We start from the raw sequence: 13,874 nt of genomic DNA, 5'->3' as shown, positions 1-13,874 counted from the left end.
GGCCGCACCCTCCCGCCGTTAGCACTCGCTGTTTCCGAGTGCCAATTCTAACGCCACTCGCTGCCCGGAAATGATTGCCCGCCGGTGATTCGACGCGCTACCGTGATCTCACCTGCGTCGGCGACGACGCCCGTGCGCGCCGCAGCAGACGGCTCATTCTCAACGAAAGGGGCCCGCCGTGAGCGACCCGAACACCCCCCTGCCGCCTGACCCGGCCGCCGGCGGCGGCCAGCCCGCGTCCCCGCCGCCGCCCCCGGCAGCGCCAGCCGCGCCCGTTCCCCCGGCTGCACCGGCCGCGGGTGGCTACGGCGGTCAGCCGCAAGCACCGCAGCCGCACGCTCCGCAGCCGCCGGCCTATGGCACGACGCCGACCGCCACCCCGCCCGCCGATCTCACTCCGAGCGAGGACAAGCAGTGGGCGGCATGGGCGCACTTCGGCGGCGCCATCTCCATCCTGGCGTTCTTCGTGGGCTGGTTCGCCCTGCTCGCGATCGTGCCCGCACTCGTGATCTACCTCGTCTACGGAAAGCGCGGCGCGCACACCCGCCAGGAGTCCAAGGAGGCGCTGAACTTCCAGATCACCATGGTGGGAGCCATCATCATCTGGGCCATCCTCTCCGCCATCCTGTTTGCCGCGCTCTTCTGGACGCTTCCCGTCGGCGCCTGGTTCGTCGTCTCGTTCCTCTTCGCCCTCGTCGGCTGGGCACTCGTGATCATCGACGTGGTCTTCTCGATCATCGCCGGCGTGCGTGTGAACGCGGGTGGCAGCTACCGCTATCCGTTCGCCGTTCGCCTGGTCAAGTGATCCGGCGTCACACGCCGCGTCACACACCATCGCCGAAGACAGCCGGACAGTAGGGTGGCACTGCACTGCACCATCTCCGTCCCGTCCGGCACGTTTGACAAGGAGTAACAATGTCTGGCGCAACACCTCCTCCCCCTCCGCCCGGAGACCCGTATCAGCGGGCCACGCCGCTGAGCCCCGCGGATGAGAAGCTCTGGGCGACGCTGATCCACATCGGCGGCATCCTGTTCGGGTTCCTGCCCGCCCTCATCGGCTACCTCGTGCTGAGGGATCGCGGGCCCTTCATCCGCCTGCACACCGCGACGGCGCTGAACTTCCAGATCACGCTCGTCATCGCCTACGTGGTCGGCTGGGTCCTCTCGCTGGTCGTCGTCGGGCTGTTCATCCTGCTCGCCGCGTGGGTGCTCTCGATCGTGCTCGGCATCATCGCCGCGATGAAGGCGAACCAGGGCCAGCCCTACACCTACCCGCTCGCGATCAAGTTCGTCAGCTAGCCCTCGGGCAGCAGACGCCGCACCACGGCATCCGCCAGCAGCCGCCCTGTCAGGGTCAGTCGCACTGATCCAGACAGGGCGGCTTTCGCGTCGATGAGCCCGTCGGCGAGAAGTCCGGCGACGCCCTCGCGGGCGGTTGCCTCCAGCGAGTCGATCGCGATCCCCTCGCGGATGCGCACCGAGAGCAGCACCCGTTCGGTCTCCCGCGTCGCCGGGTCGAGGGTCTCCCTGCCCGCCCCGGGCGATACGCCGGCGAGCACCCGGTCGGCGTACGCCGCGGGATGCTTCACGTTCCACCAGCGCACTCCGCCGACGTGGCTGTGCGCTCCGGGGCCGACGCCCCACCAGTCCCCGCCACGCCAGTACGCGAGGTTGTGCCGGGAGCGGTGCTCGTCCGAGCGGGCGAAGTTGCTCACCTCGTACCAGTCGTAGCCAGCGTCGGCGAGCAGAGCATCCGCCAGCTCGTACATGTCGGCCTGCAGGTCCTCATCGGGCTGCACGAGCTCGCCACGCCGGATCTGGCGCGCGAGCTTCGTGCCGTCCTCGACGATGAGCGAGTAGGCGCTGAGGTGGTCGGGCTGCTGTGCGAGCGCATGCTCGAGGCTGCGTTCCCAATCCCCGAGACTCTCGCCGGGAGTGCCGTAGATGAGGTCGAGGCTCACGTCGAGACCGGCATCGCGGGCCCACTCCACCACGAGCGGGATGCGCTCGGGGTCGTGGGTGCGCTCGAGCGCAGCCAGCACGTGCGACACAGCCGACTGCATGCCGAAGGAGACCCGCGTGAATCCTGCGCCGGCGAGGGTGCGCAGGTAGGCGGCGTCGACGGAGTCGGGGTTGGCCTCGGTCGTGATCTCGGCCCCGTCGGCGAGCCCGAGGTGCTCGCCGACGGCGTCGAGCATGCGCACGAGGTCGGCGGCGGGAAGCAGGGTGGGCGTTCCGCCTCCGAAGAACACCGTGGACGCCGGGCGGGCAGGAAGACCGGAGGCGTCGAGGATGCGCCGCGCCTGGCCCACCTCGAGGGCGGCCTGCTCCGCGTAGTCCGCCTGGCGCACTCCGCGCAGCTCGGTGCCCGTGTAGGTGTTGAAGTCGCAGTAGCCGCACCGCACCCGGCAGAAGGGCACGTGCAGGTAGACCCCGAAGCTGCGCTCGCCCGCGCCGTCGATCGACGAGGCGGGCAGCGATCCGTCAGCCGGTGCGGGATCAGCGAGGGGAAGGGCGCTGGGCATCGGAAAGCTACGCCGAGGCGGCGGCGACGGGATGCAGGGCGCGCAGGTAGCGCCGGGTGTAGCGCTTCTGCACCGCGCGCAGCACGGGCGAGGCCAGCCGATAGAGCCACGTGCTGCCGCGCGAGAAGGAACGGATGAGCAGCCAGACCGAGTCATCCTCCCGGTGCTCCAGGATCCACGACTCCTCGCCGCTCTCCGGATGCCCGGGCATGGTGCCGTAGGCGAAGCCGGCCCGGTCGGGCTCATCGATCACGTAGATGACCCGCACGGGCGCCTCGACGCTCAGCCGCCAGAGGCGCAGCTTGAGCACGGCGGTCATTCCGGGCGTGATGTAGGGCGAGCCGTCGGGTCCGAAGCGCTCCTCGGCGTGCTGCTGCGGCTGCTCGGGAAGGGGCGTGCCGTCGGGATTGAACGACAGGCCGGTGTACTGGATGCCCGTTCCCGGGCGGGTGTCGGTGACCTCGATGCCGCTTCCGCGTTGCACGCCCCACGTCATGAGTGAGGCGGAGGCCGTCGCGAACCGCTCGGCGCCGCTGCCCAAGCGCACGGAGTGCTCCTCGGGACGGAAGCCGTCGGGCGGGTAGGTCATGAGGTCGGGCGCGAGCGTTCCGCCGATGGCGGCGTAGGTCACCGGCTGGCCGACGAAGGTCGAGCGGGGCATCGCTACTTCTTTTCCTTCTTCTCGGTGTCACCCGAGAGCGCGGCGATGAACGCCTCCTGCGGAACCTCGACGCGGCCCACCATCTTCATGCGCTTCTTGCCCTCCTTCTGCTTCTCGAGCAGCTTGCGCTTACGGGTGATGTCACCGCCGTAGCACTTGGCGAGCACGTCCTTGCGCATGGCGCGGATGGACTCTCGGGCGATGATGCGCGCGCCGATGGCGGCCTGGATGGGCACCTCGAACTGCTGGCGCGGGATGAGCTCGCGCAACCGGCCCGTCATCAGCACGCCGTACGCGTAGGCCTTGTCGCGATGCACGATGGCGCTGAAGGCGTCGACCTGCTCCCCCTGCAGCAGGATGTCGACCTTGACGAGATCGGCCTCCTGCTCACCCGCCGGCTCGTAGTCGAGCGACGCGTAGCCGGCCGTCTTGGACTTGAGGTTGTCGAAGAAGTCGAAGACGATCTCGCCGAGCGGCATCGTGTAGCGGATCTCGACCCGGTCCTCGCCGAGGTACTCCATGCCGAGGAGGGTGCCGCGCCGGCCCTGGCAGAGCTCCATGATGACGCCGACGTAGTCCTTCGGCGCGAGGATGGCGGCCTTGACGATGGGTTCGCTCACGGCGACGATCTTGCCGTTCGGGAACTCGCTCGGGTTCGTCACGGTGACGGTCTTCTTGTCTTCGGTCGTGACCTCGTAGATCACGCTCGGCGCGGTCGTGATGAGGTCGAGCCCGAATTCGCGCTCGAGACGCTCGGTGACGATCTCGAGGTGCAGCAGGCCGAGGAACCCGCAGCGGAAGCCGAAGCCGAGGGCGACGGAGGTCTCGGGCTCGTAGACGAGGGCCGCATCCGAGAGCTTGAGCTTGTCGAGCGCCTCGCGCAGCTCGGGGTAGTCGCTGCCGTCGATCGGGTAGAGCCCCGAGAAGACCATCGGGAGCGGCTCGGTGTATCCGGGCAGGGCCTGCGTCGCCGGCTTGGCTGCGGTGGTGACGGTGTCGCCGACCTTGGACTGGCGCACGTCCTTCACACCGGTGATGAGGTAGCCCACCTCGCCGACTCCGAGGCCCTTGCTCGGCGTCGGCTCCGGGGAGCTCACCCCGATCTCGAGGATCTCGTGGGTGGCCTTCGTCGACATCATCTGGATGCGCTCGCGCGGGTTCAGCTGCCCGTCGATCATGCGCACGTAGGTGATGACGCCGCGGTAGCTGTCGTACACGGAGTCGAAGATCATGGCCCGGGCGGGGGCGTCCTTCGAGCCCTGGGGCGCGGGGATGAGCTCGGTGACACGATCGAGCAGGGCCTCGACGCCCACTCCGGTCTTGCCCGAGACGCGCAGCACGTCATCGGGCGAGCCGCCGATCAGGCTTGCGAGTTCGGCGGCGTACTTGTCGGGATCTGCCGCGGGCAGGTCGATCTTGTTGAGCACCGGGATGATGGTGAGGTCGTTCTCGAGGGCGAGGTAGAGGTTGGCGAGCGTCTGCGCCTCGATGCCCTGAGCGGCATCGACGAGCAGGATGGCACCCTCGCAGGCGGCGAGCGAGCGCGAGACCTCGTAGGTGAAGTCGACGTGGCCGGGGGTGTCGATCATGTTGAGGGCGTAGGACTGCCCGTCGATCGACCACGGCATCCGCACGGCCTGGCTCTTGATCGTGATGCCGCGTTCGCGCTCGATGTCCATGCGGTCGAGGTACTGGGCGCGCATGTCGCGGTCGGAGACGACGCCGGTCATCTGCAGCATGCGGTCGGCGAGCGTGGACTTGCCGTGGTCGATGTGCGCGATGATGCAGAAGTTGCGGATGAAGGAGGGGTCGGTCGCGGCGGGCTCGAGGCTCTTCAGGGCACGTGGGGACATTGTGGCTCAATTCTCCCATGCCCGGCACCGGAGAGTTCGCGGCGCCCCTGCGCGGCGGCGGGCGTGCATCGCCCGCGCGCGAATTGGTCCTGCCCGCGCGTTGCTGGTAAAGTGGCCTGTTGGCTTGCGTGTGGGTCCCACCTCACACGATTGAGCCGTGTCGGCGCCCCTCTACCGCCGTGCGGCAAACATCCGATCCACACCAAACGAAAGACATACTCAACGTGGCAAACATCAAGTCGCAGATCAAGCGCATCGCTACCAACAAGAAGGCACAGGAGCGCAACAAGGCCGTCAAGAGCCAGCTCAAGACCGCCGTCCGCTCCGCTCGCACCGCCGCAGCAGCAGGCGACAAGGAGAAGGCGATCGCCGCCCTCGCCGTGGCGTCCAAGCGCCTCGACAAGGCCGTGAGCAAGGGCGTCATCCACAAGAACCAGGCCGCGAACCGCAAGTCGGCTCTCGCCAAGAAGGTCGCCGCGCTCTAAGCAGCAGTACTTCTCGAAGGCCCCGTCGGTATCACCGGCGGGGTCTTCTGCGTCTTCGGGATGCGCTGCTCAGCGGCCGCGCGTCGCGATGACGGAGATCATGCGCTCGAGCGCGAACACGGGATCGCGCTGCGCGCCCTTGACCGCGGCATCCGTCTCGGCGAGCACCGTGATCGCCCGCGCGATGCCGTCCTCGCTCCAGCCCTGCACCTCCCGCTGGGCCCGCTCGACCTGCCAGGGCGCGAGTCCGAGCTGCGATGCGAGCTGGCCCGAGCCGCCCCGCGCGCCGTAGACCTTTGCCATGGTGCGCACCTTGCCCGCGAACGCCGCCACGATCGGCACCGGGTCTTCTCCAGACGAGATCGCGTGCCGCAGGGCGATGAGCGCCTCGCCGAGACGTCCGGCGATGGCCGCGTCCGCGACCTTGAAGGCGTTGACCTCGACCCGGCCCCCGTAGTAGCGCTCCACGGTCGCCTCGGTGATCTCGGCGGATGCGTCGCTCATCAGCTGCTGGCACGCGGCCGAGAGTTCGGCGATGTCGTCGGAGAAGGCGGAAACCAGTGCGCGAAGGGCGCCCGCGGAGATGCGCCGGGACGCGCGCGAGAACTCACCGGCCGCGAAGTCGTACTTCTCGGCGTCCTTCTTCAGCTCGGTGCAGACCACCTCGATGCCGCCGCCTGCGCCGGAGCGGATGGCGTCGAGAAGCTTCTTGCCGCGGACTCCCCCGCCGTGTCGCAGCACGAGCGTCGTGCTGTCGGCGGGTTGCTCGAGGTAGGCGAGGGTCTCGGTGAGGAAGGCGTCGGAGCACTTCTCGACGGCGCTGACCCGGATGAGCCGGGGCTCGCCGAAGAGGGACGGGCTCGCCATGGTGAGCAGCTCGCCCGGGGCGTAGGAGTCGGCGGCGATGTCGACGATCTCGAGGCTCGGGTCTTCGGACTTGAGGAAGTCGCGCAGGTCGCGGATGGCGCGCTCGGCGAGGAAGGTCTCCGTGCCCGAGACGAGCACGACGGGAGCCGGGCGCACCTGGTTCCAGCCCAGCTGGGCGATGGCGACACGGGCGCGTGCGGGTGACGCGGTGCGAGCGGCCACGGGCATCCTTTCCTCGGAACGGCCCCTAGCCTATCCGCCAACACCGACGTCGCCCGGCGGCGGTCGCTCCGACCAGATGCGCAGACCGCCGTGGGAGCCGGGGGCGACGAGCACCCTTCCCTGACGGTCCGTGCGCTCCGCCGAGGTGCCGACGGAGCGCAGGATGCCGAGAAGGCGAGCCGTCGGATGACCGTAGCTGTTGCCCATGCCGACGGAGATGAGGCCGACACGGGCGTGCAGCCGGCGGTAGAGCTCGGCGCTCTGGTCCGCGCTCCCGTGGTGCGCCACCTTGACCACGTCGACGGGTGGGACGGGCGTGGAGCGCAGCAGGGCGTCCTGCGCCTCTTCGCCGAGGTCCCCGAGGAAGAGCGCGCCGAGGCCGTGGCCCCGCACGAGCAGGGTGATGCTGCCCGCGTTGCCCGTCGACATGGCCTTCTTCTGCTTCCCGGGCCAGAGCACCCTCCAGTCGAGCGCGCCGAGCGACCCGCTCTCACCGGCCGCACCGCGACGCACGACGGCGCCGCCGGTGAGCAGCTTGGCCGGCACGCGGGCGTCGGCCGCGTTCTCGGGCAGGCCGACGAGTGCGGTGCCGACCATGCCGATCACCGCATCCACTCCGCCGACGTGGTCGAGGTCGTAGTGCGTGAGCACGAGCAGGTCGAGATGGCGGATGCCGAGCTCGTCGAGGCATCGGGCCAGCGGGCGCGGGTCGGGACCGGTGTCGATGAGGCCGAAGTGCTCTCCGTCGTGCAGAACGATGGCATCACCCTGACCGATGTCGCAGGCGGCGATCATCCAGTCCTGCGGCACGGTGAGTGCGCGCCACAGCCCCGATGCCGCGACCGCCCCGCCCCACGCTCCCGCTCCGAGCAGGAGGATGACCGCCGCGCCGGCGACGGGCCGCCGGCGCGCTCCCCGACGCGAGAGCATCATCGACAGAGCCGCTGCCACGATGAGGCTCGTCGCCAGAAGCCCGACGAGGCCCCCGATCCACGGCAGCCGTCCGACGGGCAGCGCGTCGACCGTGCGCGCGATCTGGGCGATCCAGGCGGAGGGCACCCACGCCAGGCGCAGGCACAGCACCCCGAGCGGCGGCACGACGGGCAGCAGCAGGCACGCGAGAAGTCCGAGCACGGTGGCCAGCGGCGCGGCCGGCTCGGCGAGCAGGTTCGCGAGCACCCCGGAGAGCGGGAGGGTCGGATCCAGCAGCACGAGAACCGGTTGGCACGCGAGCTGCGCGGCAAGCGGAATGGCGACGGCTGCGGCCAGCGGATGGGGCAACCAACGGGCGAGACTCTTCGTGAGCGGCCGGGACAACAACAGCAACCCGGCCGTCGCCAGGGCGGACAGTGCCAGCCCGTAGCTGCGCGAGAGCCACGGGTCGCTCAGGAGGATGACGAGCACGGCGAGGCCCAGCGCCGCCACGCCCTCGCCGAGGCGACCGCTCGCCAGTGCGAGCAGCAGGACGGTGGCCATGACGGCCGCGCGCAGCACGCTAGGCTCCGGGGTCACGAGCACGGTGAACCCGGCCAACGCCGCCAGGGCGCAGGCAGTGCGCACCAACCGTGGCAGGCCGATCGCCGCTCCGAGCACCATGATCGCCGCGACGACCACCGCGCAGTTCGCCCCCGAGACGGCCGTCAGGTGGCTGAGCGAACTGCGCTTCATCGCCGTGTCGAGAGCGGCCGTCACGGCACCCGTGTCACCGATCGCCAGCCCCGGCAGAAGGTCGCCGCCGTCGCCCGGCAAGCCGAGCGCGGCGCCGTGAAGGCCTTCGCGCAGCGGATCGGCCCACGCCAGATACCAGGGCGGCGCCGAGACGAGCACGGGACGTGAGTCGCCGAAGACGAGATAGGCACTGGCCTCGCCGGCAGCCGCCGGTTGCAGGGCGGCCCGCATCCGGAGCCGCTCGCCGATGCGCGGAGCCGTCCGCCCGTCGGCGAACACGAGCGCCGGGGCGCGCAGGGTGCGCCCCGCCGCCGCCGACGCACTGACGAGCACACCGGCGAACCGCATCCTCTCGGCGGAGGAACCGAAGGAGGCTCCCCCGGCAGGTTCGGCCCGTCCGATCACCTCGATGTCCACATCGAGGGCGGTCCCGGCACGTGCGGCCTCGGTGAGCACGGCCGGCGACCGCATCGGAGCCTGTACGGCGACGATCGAGGCGACGAGGCTGCCGGCGGCCGCCGAGAGCGCGAGGGCGACAAAGAAGGATGCCGCGGCGCTCGACGCAGCGCGCTTCCCCGCGACGGAGCGGCGGCCCGCGGCGAGAACGGCCGCGACGACCGCGACACCTCCCCAGGCCGCGGCGACGGGAGCCGCAGCGTCGGGGGCTCCGACGAGCACGAAGCACACCAGCCAGGCGCCGCCTGCCGTCACGAGCATGAGCGGCAGGCGCGTCATACCGTCACGTGGGGCGCGAGGTCTGCGAAGGTCTTCTCACCGATGCCGGCCACCTCGCGCAGGTCGTCGACGCTCGCGAAGGGTCCGTTGGCGGCCCGCCAGTCGAGGATGCGCTGTGCCAGGGCAGGCCCGATGTGGGGCAGCGTCTCGAGCTGCTCCGCGCTGGCCGTATTGAGGTTGATCGGCGCCCCGGAATCCGCGCCGCCCGCACCCGCGGTGTCCGCGGCCGGTGGGGGCACCTCGCCCACGGCCGGAACGTAGACCTGTTCGCCGTCGGCCACGGGCCGAGCCAGGTTGACCCCGCCCTGGTCGGCGGCGGCGGTGAACCCGCCGGACGCGGCCACCGCATCGACGACCCGCGCCTGCGGAGGCAGACGATACAGTCCCGGACGAGCGACGGCGCCGAGCACGTGCACGAACAGCTCGACGGCCGGTGACGCGGATGCGGTGGGCGTCGCGGCCGGGTCCAGTTCGGCAGGCAGGCTCGCGCCGCCCGTGACTTCTCGAGTGCCACCCCCGGAGCCGAGCAGGGCCACCAGCACGGCTGCGGCCAGTGCGGCGACGACGAGCACGATCGCGCCGGAGATGAGCACCCTCGATCGCGGCGGAGCCTGGGAGCGCGGATGCAGCTCCCGCGTCGCCTCGTGCTGCCCGCCTGCCACGCCGTCAGGTTAGGCGCGGCCGCGGCGCCGGCGACCGACACCTCCCCCGGTCTCGAACCCGCCGGCCGACGTGCTCGGCTGTGCAGGAGGCGCGACCCGGTCGGAGTCGGCTCTCAGGCCTTCGTCGTGATGCTGACGACCTTCGGAGCGCGCACGACCACGTTGACGATCTCGCGCTCGCCGACCGCGCGCTGCACGGCGGCGGATGCGCGGGCCTGCGCCTCGAGGTCCGTCGCGCTCACCTGAGGCGAGACCGTCAGCTTGTCGCGCAGCTTGCCGTCGACCTGCACGATCGCCACGACGGACTCCTCGACGAGCAGCGTGGCGTCGGGCTTGCGCCACTGCGCGAGCGCGACCGTCGGCTCGTAACCGAGCCGGGCCCACATGTCCTCCGCCGTGTACGGGGCGAACAGGTTCAGGGCCATGGCCGTGACCTCGACCGCTTCGCGCACCGCGGCATCTGCGGGGCCGGCGCCCGAGTCGATCACCTTCCGCGTGGCGTTCACGAGCTCCATGAGGCGCGCGACGACGACGTTGAACTTGAACGACTCGACCAGGCCAGGGGCATCGGCGAGGAAGCGGTGGGTCTGGCGTCGCAGCGCGACATCGCCGCTCTTCCACTCCACGTCGGGAGAGGACGTCACGTCCTTGGCCAGGCGCCAGGCGCGGGCGAGGAACTTCGCGCTGCCGACCGGCGACACGTCGGCCCAGTCGATGTCGTCCTCCGGCGGGCCCGCGAAGGCCATGGTGAGGCGCACCGCATCCACTCCGTGCTCCTCGAGCTGGTCGGAGAGCCTGACGAGGTTGCCCTTGGACTTCGACATGGCCGAGCCGTCCATGAGCACCATGCCCTGGTTCAGCAGCGCCGTGAAGGGCTCGGTGAAGCTCAGGTAGCCGAGGTCGAAGAGCACCTTGGTGATGAAGCGCGCGTACAGCAGGTGCAGGATGGCGTGGGTCACGCCGCCGACGTACTGGTCGACCGGAGCCCACTTCTCGGCCTCGCGGGGATCGAAGGCCTTCGTGTCGTCGTCGGGGTTGAGGAAGCGCAGCCAGTACCAGGAACTGTCGACGAACGTGTCCATGGTGTCGGCGTCGCGCCGGGCAGGACTGCCGTCGATCGGGCTCGGAACGTTGACCCAGTCTTCGGCGGCGCCGAGCGGCGAGGTGCCCTTCGGCTTGAGGTCCAGGCCCTCGGCCGAAGGCAGCAGCACGGGCAGCTGGTCTTCGGGAACGGGGATCTCCGTGCCGTCCTCGGCGTGGATGATCGGAATGGGGGTTCCCCAGTACCGCTGGCGCGAGATGAGCCAGTCGCGCAGGCGGTAGTTCTTGGCTGCGCGGCCGCGCCCCTGCGCCTGCAGCAGCTCGACGACCCGCTTGATGGCATTGGACTTGGACAGTCCGTCCAGCGGCCCCGAGTTGATCAGGCGACCGTCACCGGAGAGGGCGATGCCGGTGGAGGCCGGGTCATCGGAGACCGACTCCTCGGGCAGGAGCGGCAGGCCATCGGCATCCGTCTCGATCACGGGGATCACGCCCGTCACCGGCGCGTGCACGTCGACGACGACGCGCACGGGCAGGTCGAAGGCGCGCGCGAAGTCGAGGTCGCGCTGGTCGTGGGCGGGAACGGCCATGACGGCGCCGTGGCCGTAGTCGGCGAGCACGTAGTCGGCCGCCCAGATGGGGAGGCGCTCGCCGTTGACGGGGTTCACCGCGTAGCGCTCCAGGAAGACACCGGTCTTGGGGCGGTCGGTGCTCTGGCGCTCCGTCTCGGTGCTCTTCTGCACCTCGGTGAGGTAGTCGGAGAAGCGCCGCTGCACCTCGTCACTCGCGCCGGCTGCGAGCTCGGCCGCGAGATCGCTGTCGGGTGCGACCACCATGAACGTCGCGCCCCACAGCGTGTCGGGGCGGGTGGTGAAGACCGTCACCCGCTGCTCCCGGCCCTCGATCTCGAACTCGACGTCGGCGCCGATCGAGCGGCCGATCCAATTGCGCTGCATGTGCAGCACCTTCGCCGGCCAGCGGCCCTCGAGCTGGTTGAGGTCATCGAGCAGGCGGTCGGCGTAGTCGGTGATGCGCAGGTACCACTGTGTGAGCTTCTTCTTCACAACGACCGCGCCCGAGCGCTCCGAGGTGCCGTCGGGGAGCACCTGCTCGTTGGCGAGCACGGTCTGGTCCACCGGGTCCCAGTTGACCCAGCTGTCCTTACGGTACGCCAGGCCCTTCTTGTACATCTGCAGGAACAGCCACTGGTTCCACTTGTAGTACTCGGGGTCGCTCGTGTGCAGCTCGCGATCCCAGTCGAACGAGGTCGCGTACAGCTTCATGCTGCGCTTCTGCTGCTCGATGTTGTCGTAGGTCCAGCCGCGGGGGTCGATCCCGCGCTTGATCGCGGCGTTCTCCGCCGGCAGGCCGAACGAGTCCCAGCCGATCGGGTGCATCACGTTGAAACCCTGCTGGCGCCAGTAGCGGGCGATCACGTCGCCGAGCGCGTACGCCTCCGCGTGCCCCATGTGCAGGTCGCCGGAGGGGTAGGGGAACATGTCGAGCACGTACTTGCGCGGCCGCTTGTCGCCCGGGTCGCCGGAGCGGAACGGCTTCAGCTCTTCCCAGACCGGCTGCCACTTGCGCTGCAGGGCAGCGAAGTCGTAGACCTCTTCTGCGCCGGTCTCGGCGGAATCGTGCTCGTGTGCCACGTGACTCTCATTCGTGCGGGGTGCGGGGAAGCGTCATTGCTCACGGTCTCGGTGACGGCGCGAAACACGGCCGTAACCAGAGCTTCCAGAGTACCGAACTCCCACCCGCATCCGTCGCACCCGATCAGTCGGCGTCCACACCCAGGGCGGCGAGGAGCGCACGCGCCTTCAGGCGCATCTCGTCGACCTCCTCACGGGGCACCGAGAGCGCCGTGATGCCGCCTCCCGTGCCGATCGCTGCGGCATCCGGTGTCAGCACGATGGAGCGGATGACCATGGCCAGGTCGGCCGTTCCATCGAAGCCGAGATAGCCGAAGGCGCCGGAGTAGACGCCCCGCGGCCCCTTCTCGAGATCGCTCAGGATGCGCATGGCGCTGATCTTGGGAGCCCCCGTCATGGAGCCGGCCGGGAAGCACGCCCGCACGGCGTCGAGGGCGCTCCTGCCGTCCGCGAGGTCGGCCTCGACGGTCGAGACCAGTTGGTGCACGTGGGCATAGCTCTCGACGGCGAGCAGGCTGCTCACCCGGACGCTTCCCAGCCGTGCCACCCGGCCGAGATCGTTGCGCATCAGGTCGACGATCATGAGGTTCTCGGCCTGCTCCTTCTCACTGGCCTCGAGCTCGGCGCGCATTGCGATGTCGGCCGCGAGGGTCCCGCCGCGGGGCCGCGTGCCCTTGATCGGCCGCGTGCGCACCCCTCGGCCCGCGTCCACCCGGAGGAACTGCTCCGGCGAGGCGCTCAGCAGTGCGATCTCGCCGAAGCGCAGGAAGCCGCCGTGGTGGCTGGGGCTTGACGCGCGCACACGTCGGTAGGTCTCGAGCGGGTCGAAGACGCCCGGCACGGTGACAGAGTTCGTGAGGCACAGCTGGTAGGCGTCGCCGCGCGCGATCGCGGCCTGCGCGGCGTCGATGGCCGCGAGGTAGTCCGTCTCCCCGTGGCGCCAGCGTGCGACCGGCGTACCCGGCGAGGGAAGCGGCGATTCCGCGTCCCACACTATGTCTTCGTCATCGAGCCGTGCCTGCACCTCGAGCGCCCAGGCCTCGAAGCCCGGGTCATCGTCCAGCCCGACGAGCTCGACGATGCGCCGCCCGTGGTCGAAGCCGATGACGCGGGTCGCGCGCAGAAGAGCGGCGTCCGGGTACGGCGACGCAGGCAGGGGCACGCCGGCGCTCTGCTGCCCGACCTCGTAGCCGAGCCATCCCACCCAGCCGATCACGGCATCCAAGGCCGGGCTCGCCTCGCCGAGCTCGTCCGCGAGGGCCTCGAAGATGCCGGCTCGCCGAGAGCGCTCTCCGGCCGGGCCGTGGTGCGTGACCGTGCCGCCGCTGACGGATGCGGTGAGCCACTCCCGACTGGACCCCATCCAGCTGCGGCCGGCGACCGCATCCGCTCCGCCGTCGAGCCAGAACGCGGTGCGCTCCCTGGCGAACAGGCGACGGAACACCGCCTCGGGATCGTGCCAGCCGGGCAGCGGATGGCGACGGGCAACGAGCATGGATTCAG

Annotated in this window: 11 protein-coding genes; 3 read left to right on the top strand and 8 right to left on the bottom strand. The window is 70.2% G+C overall.

The features are described from left to right. The first annotated feature begins 178 nt into the window (after positions 1–178). Positions 179–805 (top strand): DUF4870 domain-containing protein, encoded by a 627-nt coding sequence (locus tag WDJ51_RS00290; protein WP_337850418.1) that lies wholly within the window; start codon positions 179–181, stop codon positions 803–805. Positions 806–915: 110 nt separating this feature from the next. Further along, complete coding sequence (locus WDJ51_RS00285; protein WP_337850417.1) at positions 916–1,299, top strand: DUF4870 domain-containing protein; 384 nt, start codon at positions 916–918, stop codon at positions 1,297–1,299. Here WDJ51_RS00285 and hemW read toward each other — a convergent pair. Genes hemW through lepA form a run of 3 tightly spaced genes read right to left on the bottom strand, consistent with a single transcriptional unit; the run spans position 1,296 to position 5,039 of the window. Then, complete coding sequence (hemW, locus tag WDJ51_RS00280; RefSeq protein WP_337850416.1) at positions 1,296–2,525, bottom strand: radical SAM family heme chaperone HemW; 1,230 nt, start codon at positions 2,523–2,525, stop codon at positions 1,296–1,298. The genes WDJ51_RS00285 and hemW overlap by 4 nt on opposite strands. A 7-nt stretch (positions 2,526–2,532) precedes the next feature. Then, the gene (locus WDJ51_RS00275) at positions 2,533–3,186 is read right to left on the bottom strand and encodes a DUF1990 family protein (protein ID WP_337850415.1); all 654 of its coding nucleotides are present in this window, start codon (positions 3,184–3,186) and stop codon (positions 2,533–2,535) included. Between the two features lie 2 nt (positions 3,187–3,188). Further along, entirely contained in the window at positions 3,189–5,039 is a 1,851-nt protein-coding gene (gene lepA, locus WDJ51_RS00270) for a translation elongation factor 4 (protein ID WP_337850414.1), read from the bottom strand. A 224-nt stretch (positions 5,040–5,263) separates the two neighbouring features. Here lepA and rpsT point away from each other — a divergent pair, with 224 nt between their 5' ends. After that, positions 5,264–5,524, top strand: a complete 261-nt coding sequence (gene rpsT / locus WDJ51_RS00265) for a 30S ribosomal protein S20 (RefSeq protein ID WP_337850413.1) — start codon at positions 5,264–5,266, stop codon at positions 5,522–5,524. 69 nt (positions 5,525–5,593) lie between these two features. Here rpsT and holA read toward each other — a convergent pair whose 3' ends face one another. The 5 genes from holA to WDJ51_RS00240 all read right to left on the bottom strand — a co-directional run bounded on the left by holA (position 5,594) and on the right by WDJ51_RS00240 (position 13,866). After that, positions 5,594–6,619, bottom strand: a complete 1,026-nt coding sequence (holA, locus tag WDJ51_RS00260; RefSeq protein ID WP_337850412.1) for a DNA polymerase III subunit delta — start codon at positions 6,617–6,619, stop codon at positions 5,594–5,596. 24 nt (positions 6,620–6,643) lie between these two features. Next, positions 6,644–9,016 (bottom strand): ComEC/Rec2 family competence protein, encoded by a 2,373-nt coding sequence (locus WDJ51_RS00255; protein ID WP_337850411.1) that lies wholly within the window; start codon positions 9,014–9,016, stop codon positions 6,644–6,646. Next, positions 9,013–9,678, bottom strand: a complete 666-nt coding sequence (locus WDJ51_RS00250; RefSeq protein WP_337850410.1) for a ComEA family DNA-binding protein — start codon at positions 9,676–9,678, stop codon at positions 9,013–9,015. The genes WDJ51_RS00255 and WDJ51_RS00250 overlap by 4 nt, the downstream gene beginning before the upstream one ends. A gap of 113 nt (positions 9,679–9,791) precedes the next feature. Next, entirely contained in the window at positions 9,792–12,371 is a 2,580-nt protein-coding gene (leuS, locus tag WDJ51_RS00245) for a leucine--tRNA ligase (protein WP_337850409.1), read from the bottom strand. A 124-nt stretch (positions 12,372–12,495) separates the two neighbouring features. Next, a complete protein-coding gene (locus tag WDJ51_RS00240) occupies positions 12,496–13,866 on the bottom strand; it encodes an anthranilate synthase component I family protein (protein ID WP_337850408.1) in 1,371 nt (456 codons plus the stop codon). Positions 13,867–13,874 lie beyond the last annotated feature (8 nt).

It is taken from the genome of Rathayibacter sp. YIM 133350 (assembly GCF_037404875.1).
GTDB lineage: Bacteria > Actinomycetota > Actinomycetes > Actinomycetales > Microbacteriaceae > Orlajensenia.
This window is presented reverse-complemented; position numbering and strand designations above follow the sequence as displayed.

Excerpts from the sequence above, each read along its gene's own strand:
- WDJ51_RS00285 (WP_337850417.1), top strand. The coding sequence starts at position 916 with ATGTCTGGCGCAACACCTCCTCCCCCTCCGCCCGGAGACCCGTATCAG.
- hemW (WP_337850416.1), bottom strand. The coding sequence starts at position 2,525 with ATGCCCAGCGCCCTTCCCCTCGCTGATCCCGCACCGGCTGACGGATCG.
- WDJ51_RS00275 (WP_337850415.1), bottom strand. The coding sequence starts at position 3,186 with ATGCCCCGCTCGACCTTCGTCGGCCAGCCGGTGACCTACGCCGCCATC.
- lepA (WP_337850414.1), bottom strand. The coding sequence starts at position 5,039 with ATGTCCCCACGTGCCCTGAAGAGCCTCGAGCCCGCCGCGACCGACCCC.
- holA (WP_337850412.1), bottom strand. The coding sequence starts at position 6,619 with ATGCCCGTGGCCGCTCGCACCGCGTCACCCGCACGCGCCCGTGTCGCC.
- WDJ51_RS00255 (WP_337850411.1), bottom strand. The coding sequence starts at position 9,016 with ATGACGCGCCTGCCGCTCATGCTCGTGACGGCAGGCGGCGCCTGGCTG.
- WDJ51_RS00240 (WP_337850408.1), bottom strand. The coding sequence starts at position 13,866 with ATGCTCGTTGCCCGTCGCCATCCGCTGCCCGGCTGGCACGATCCCGAG.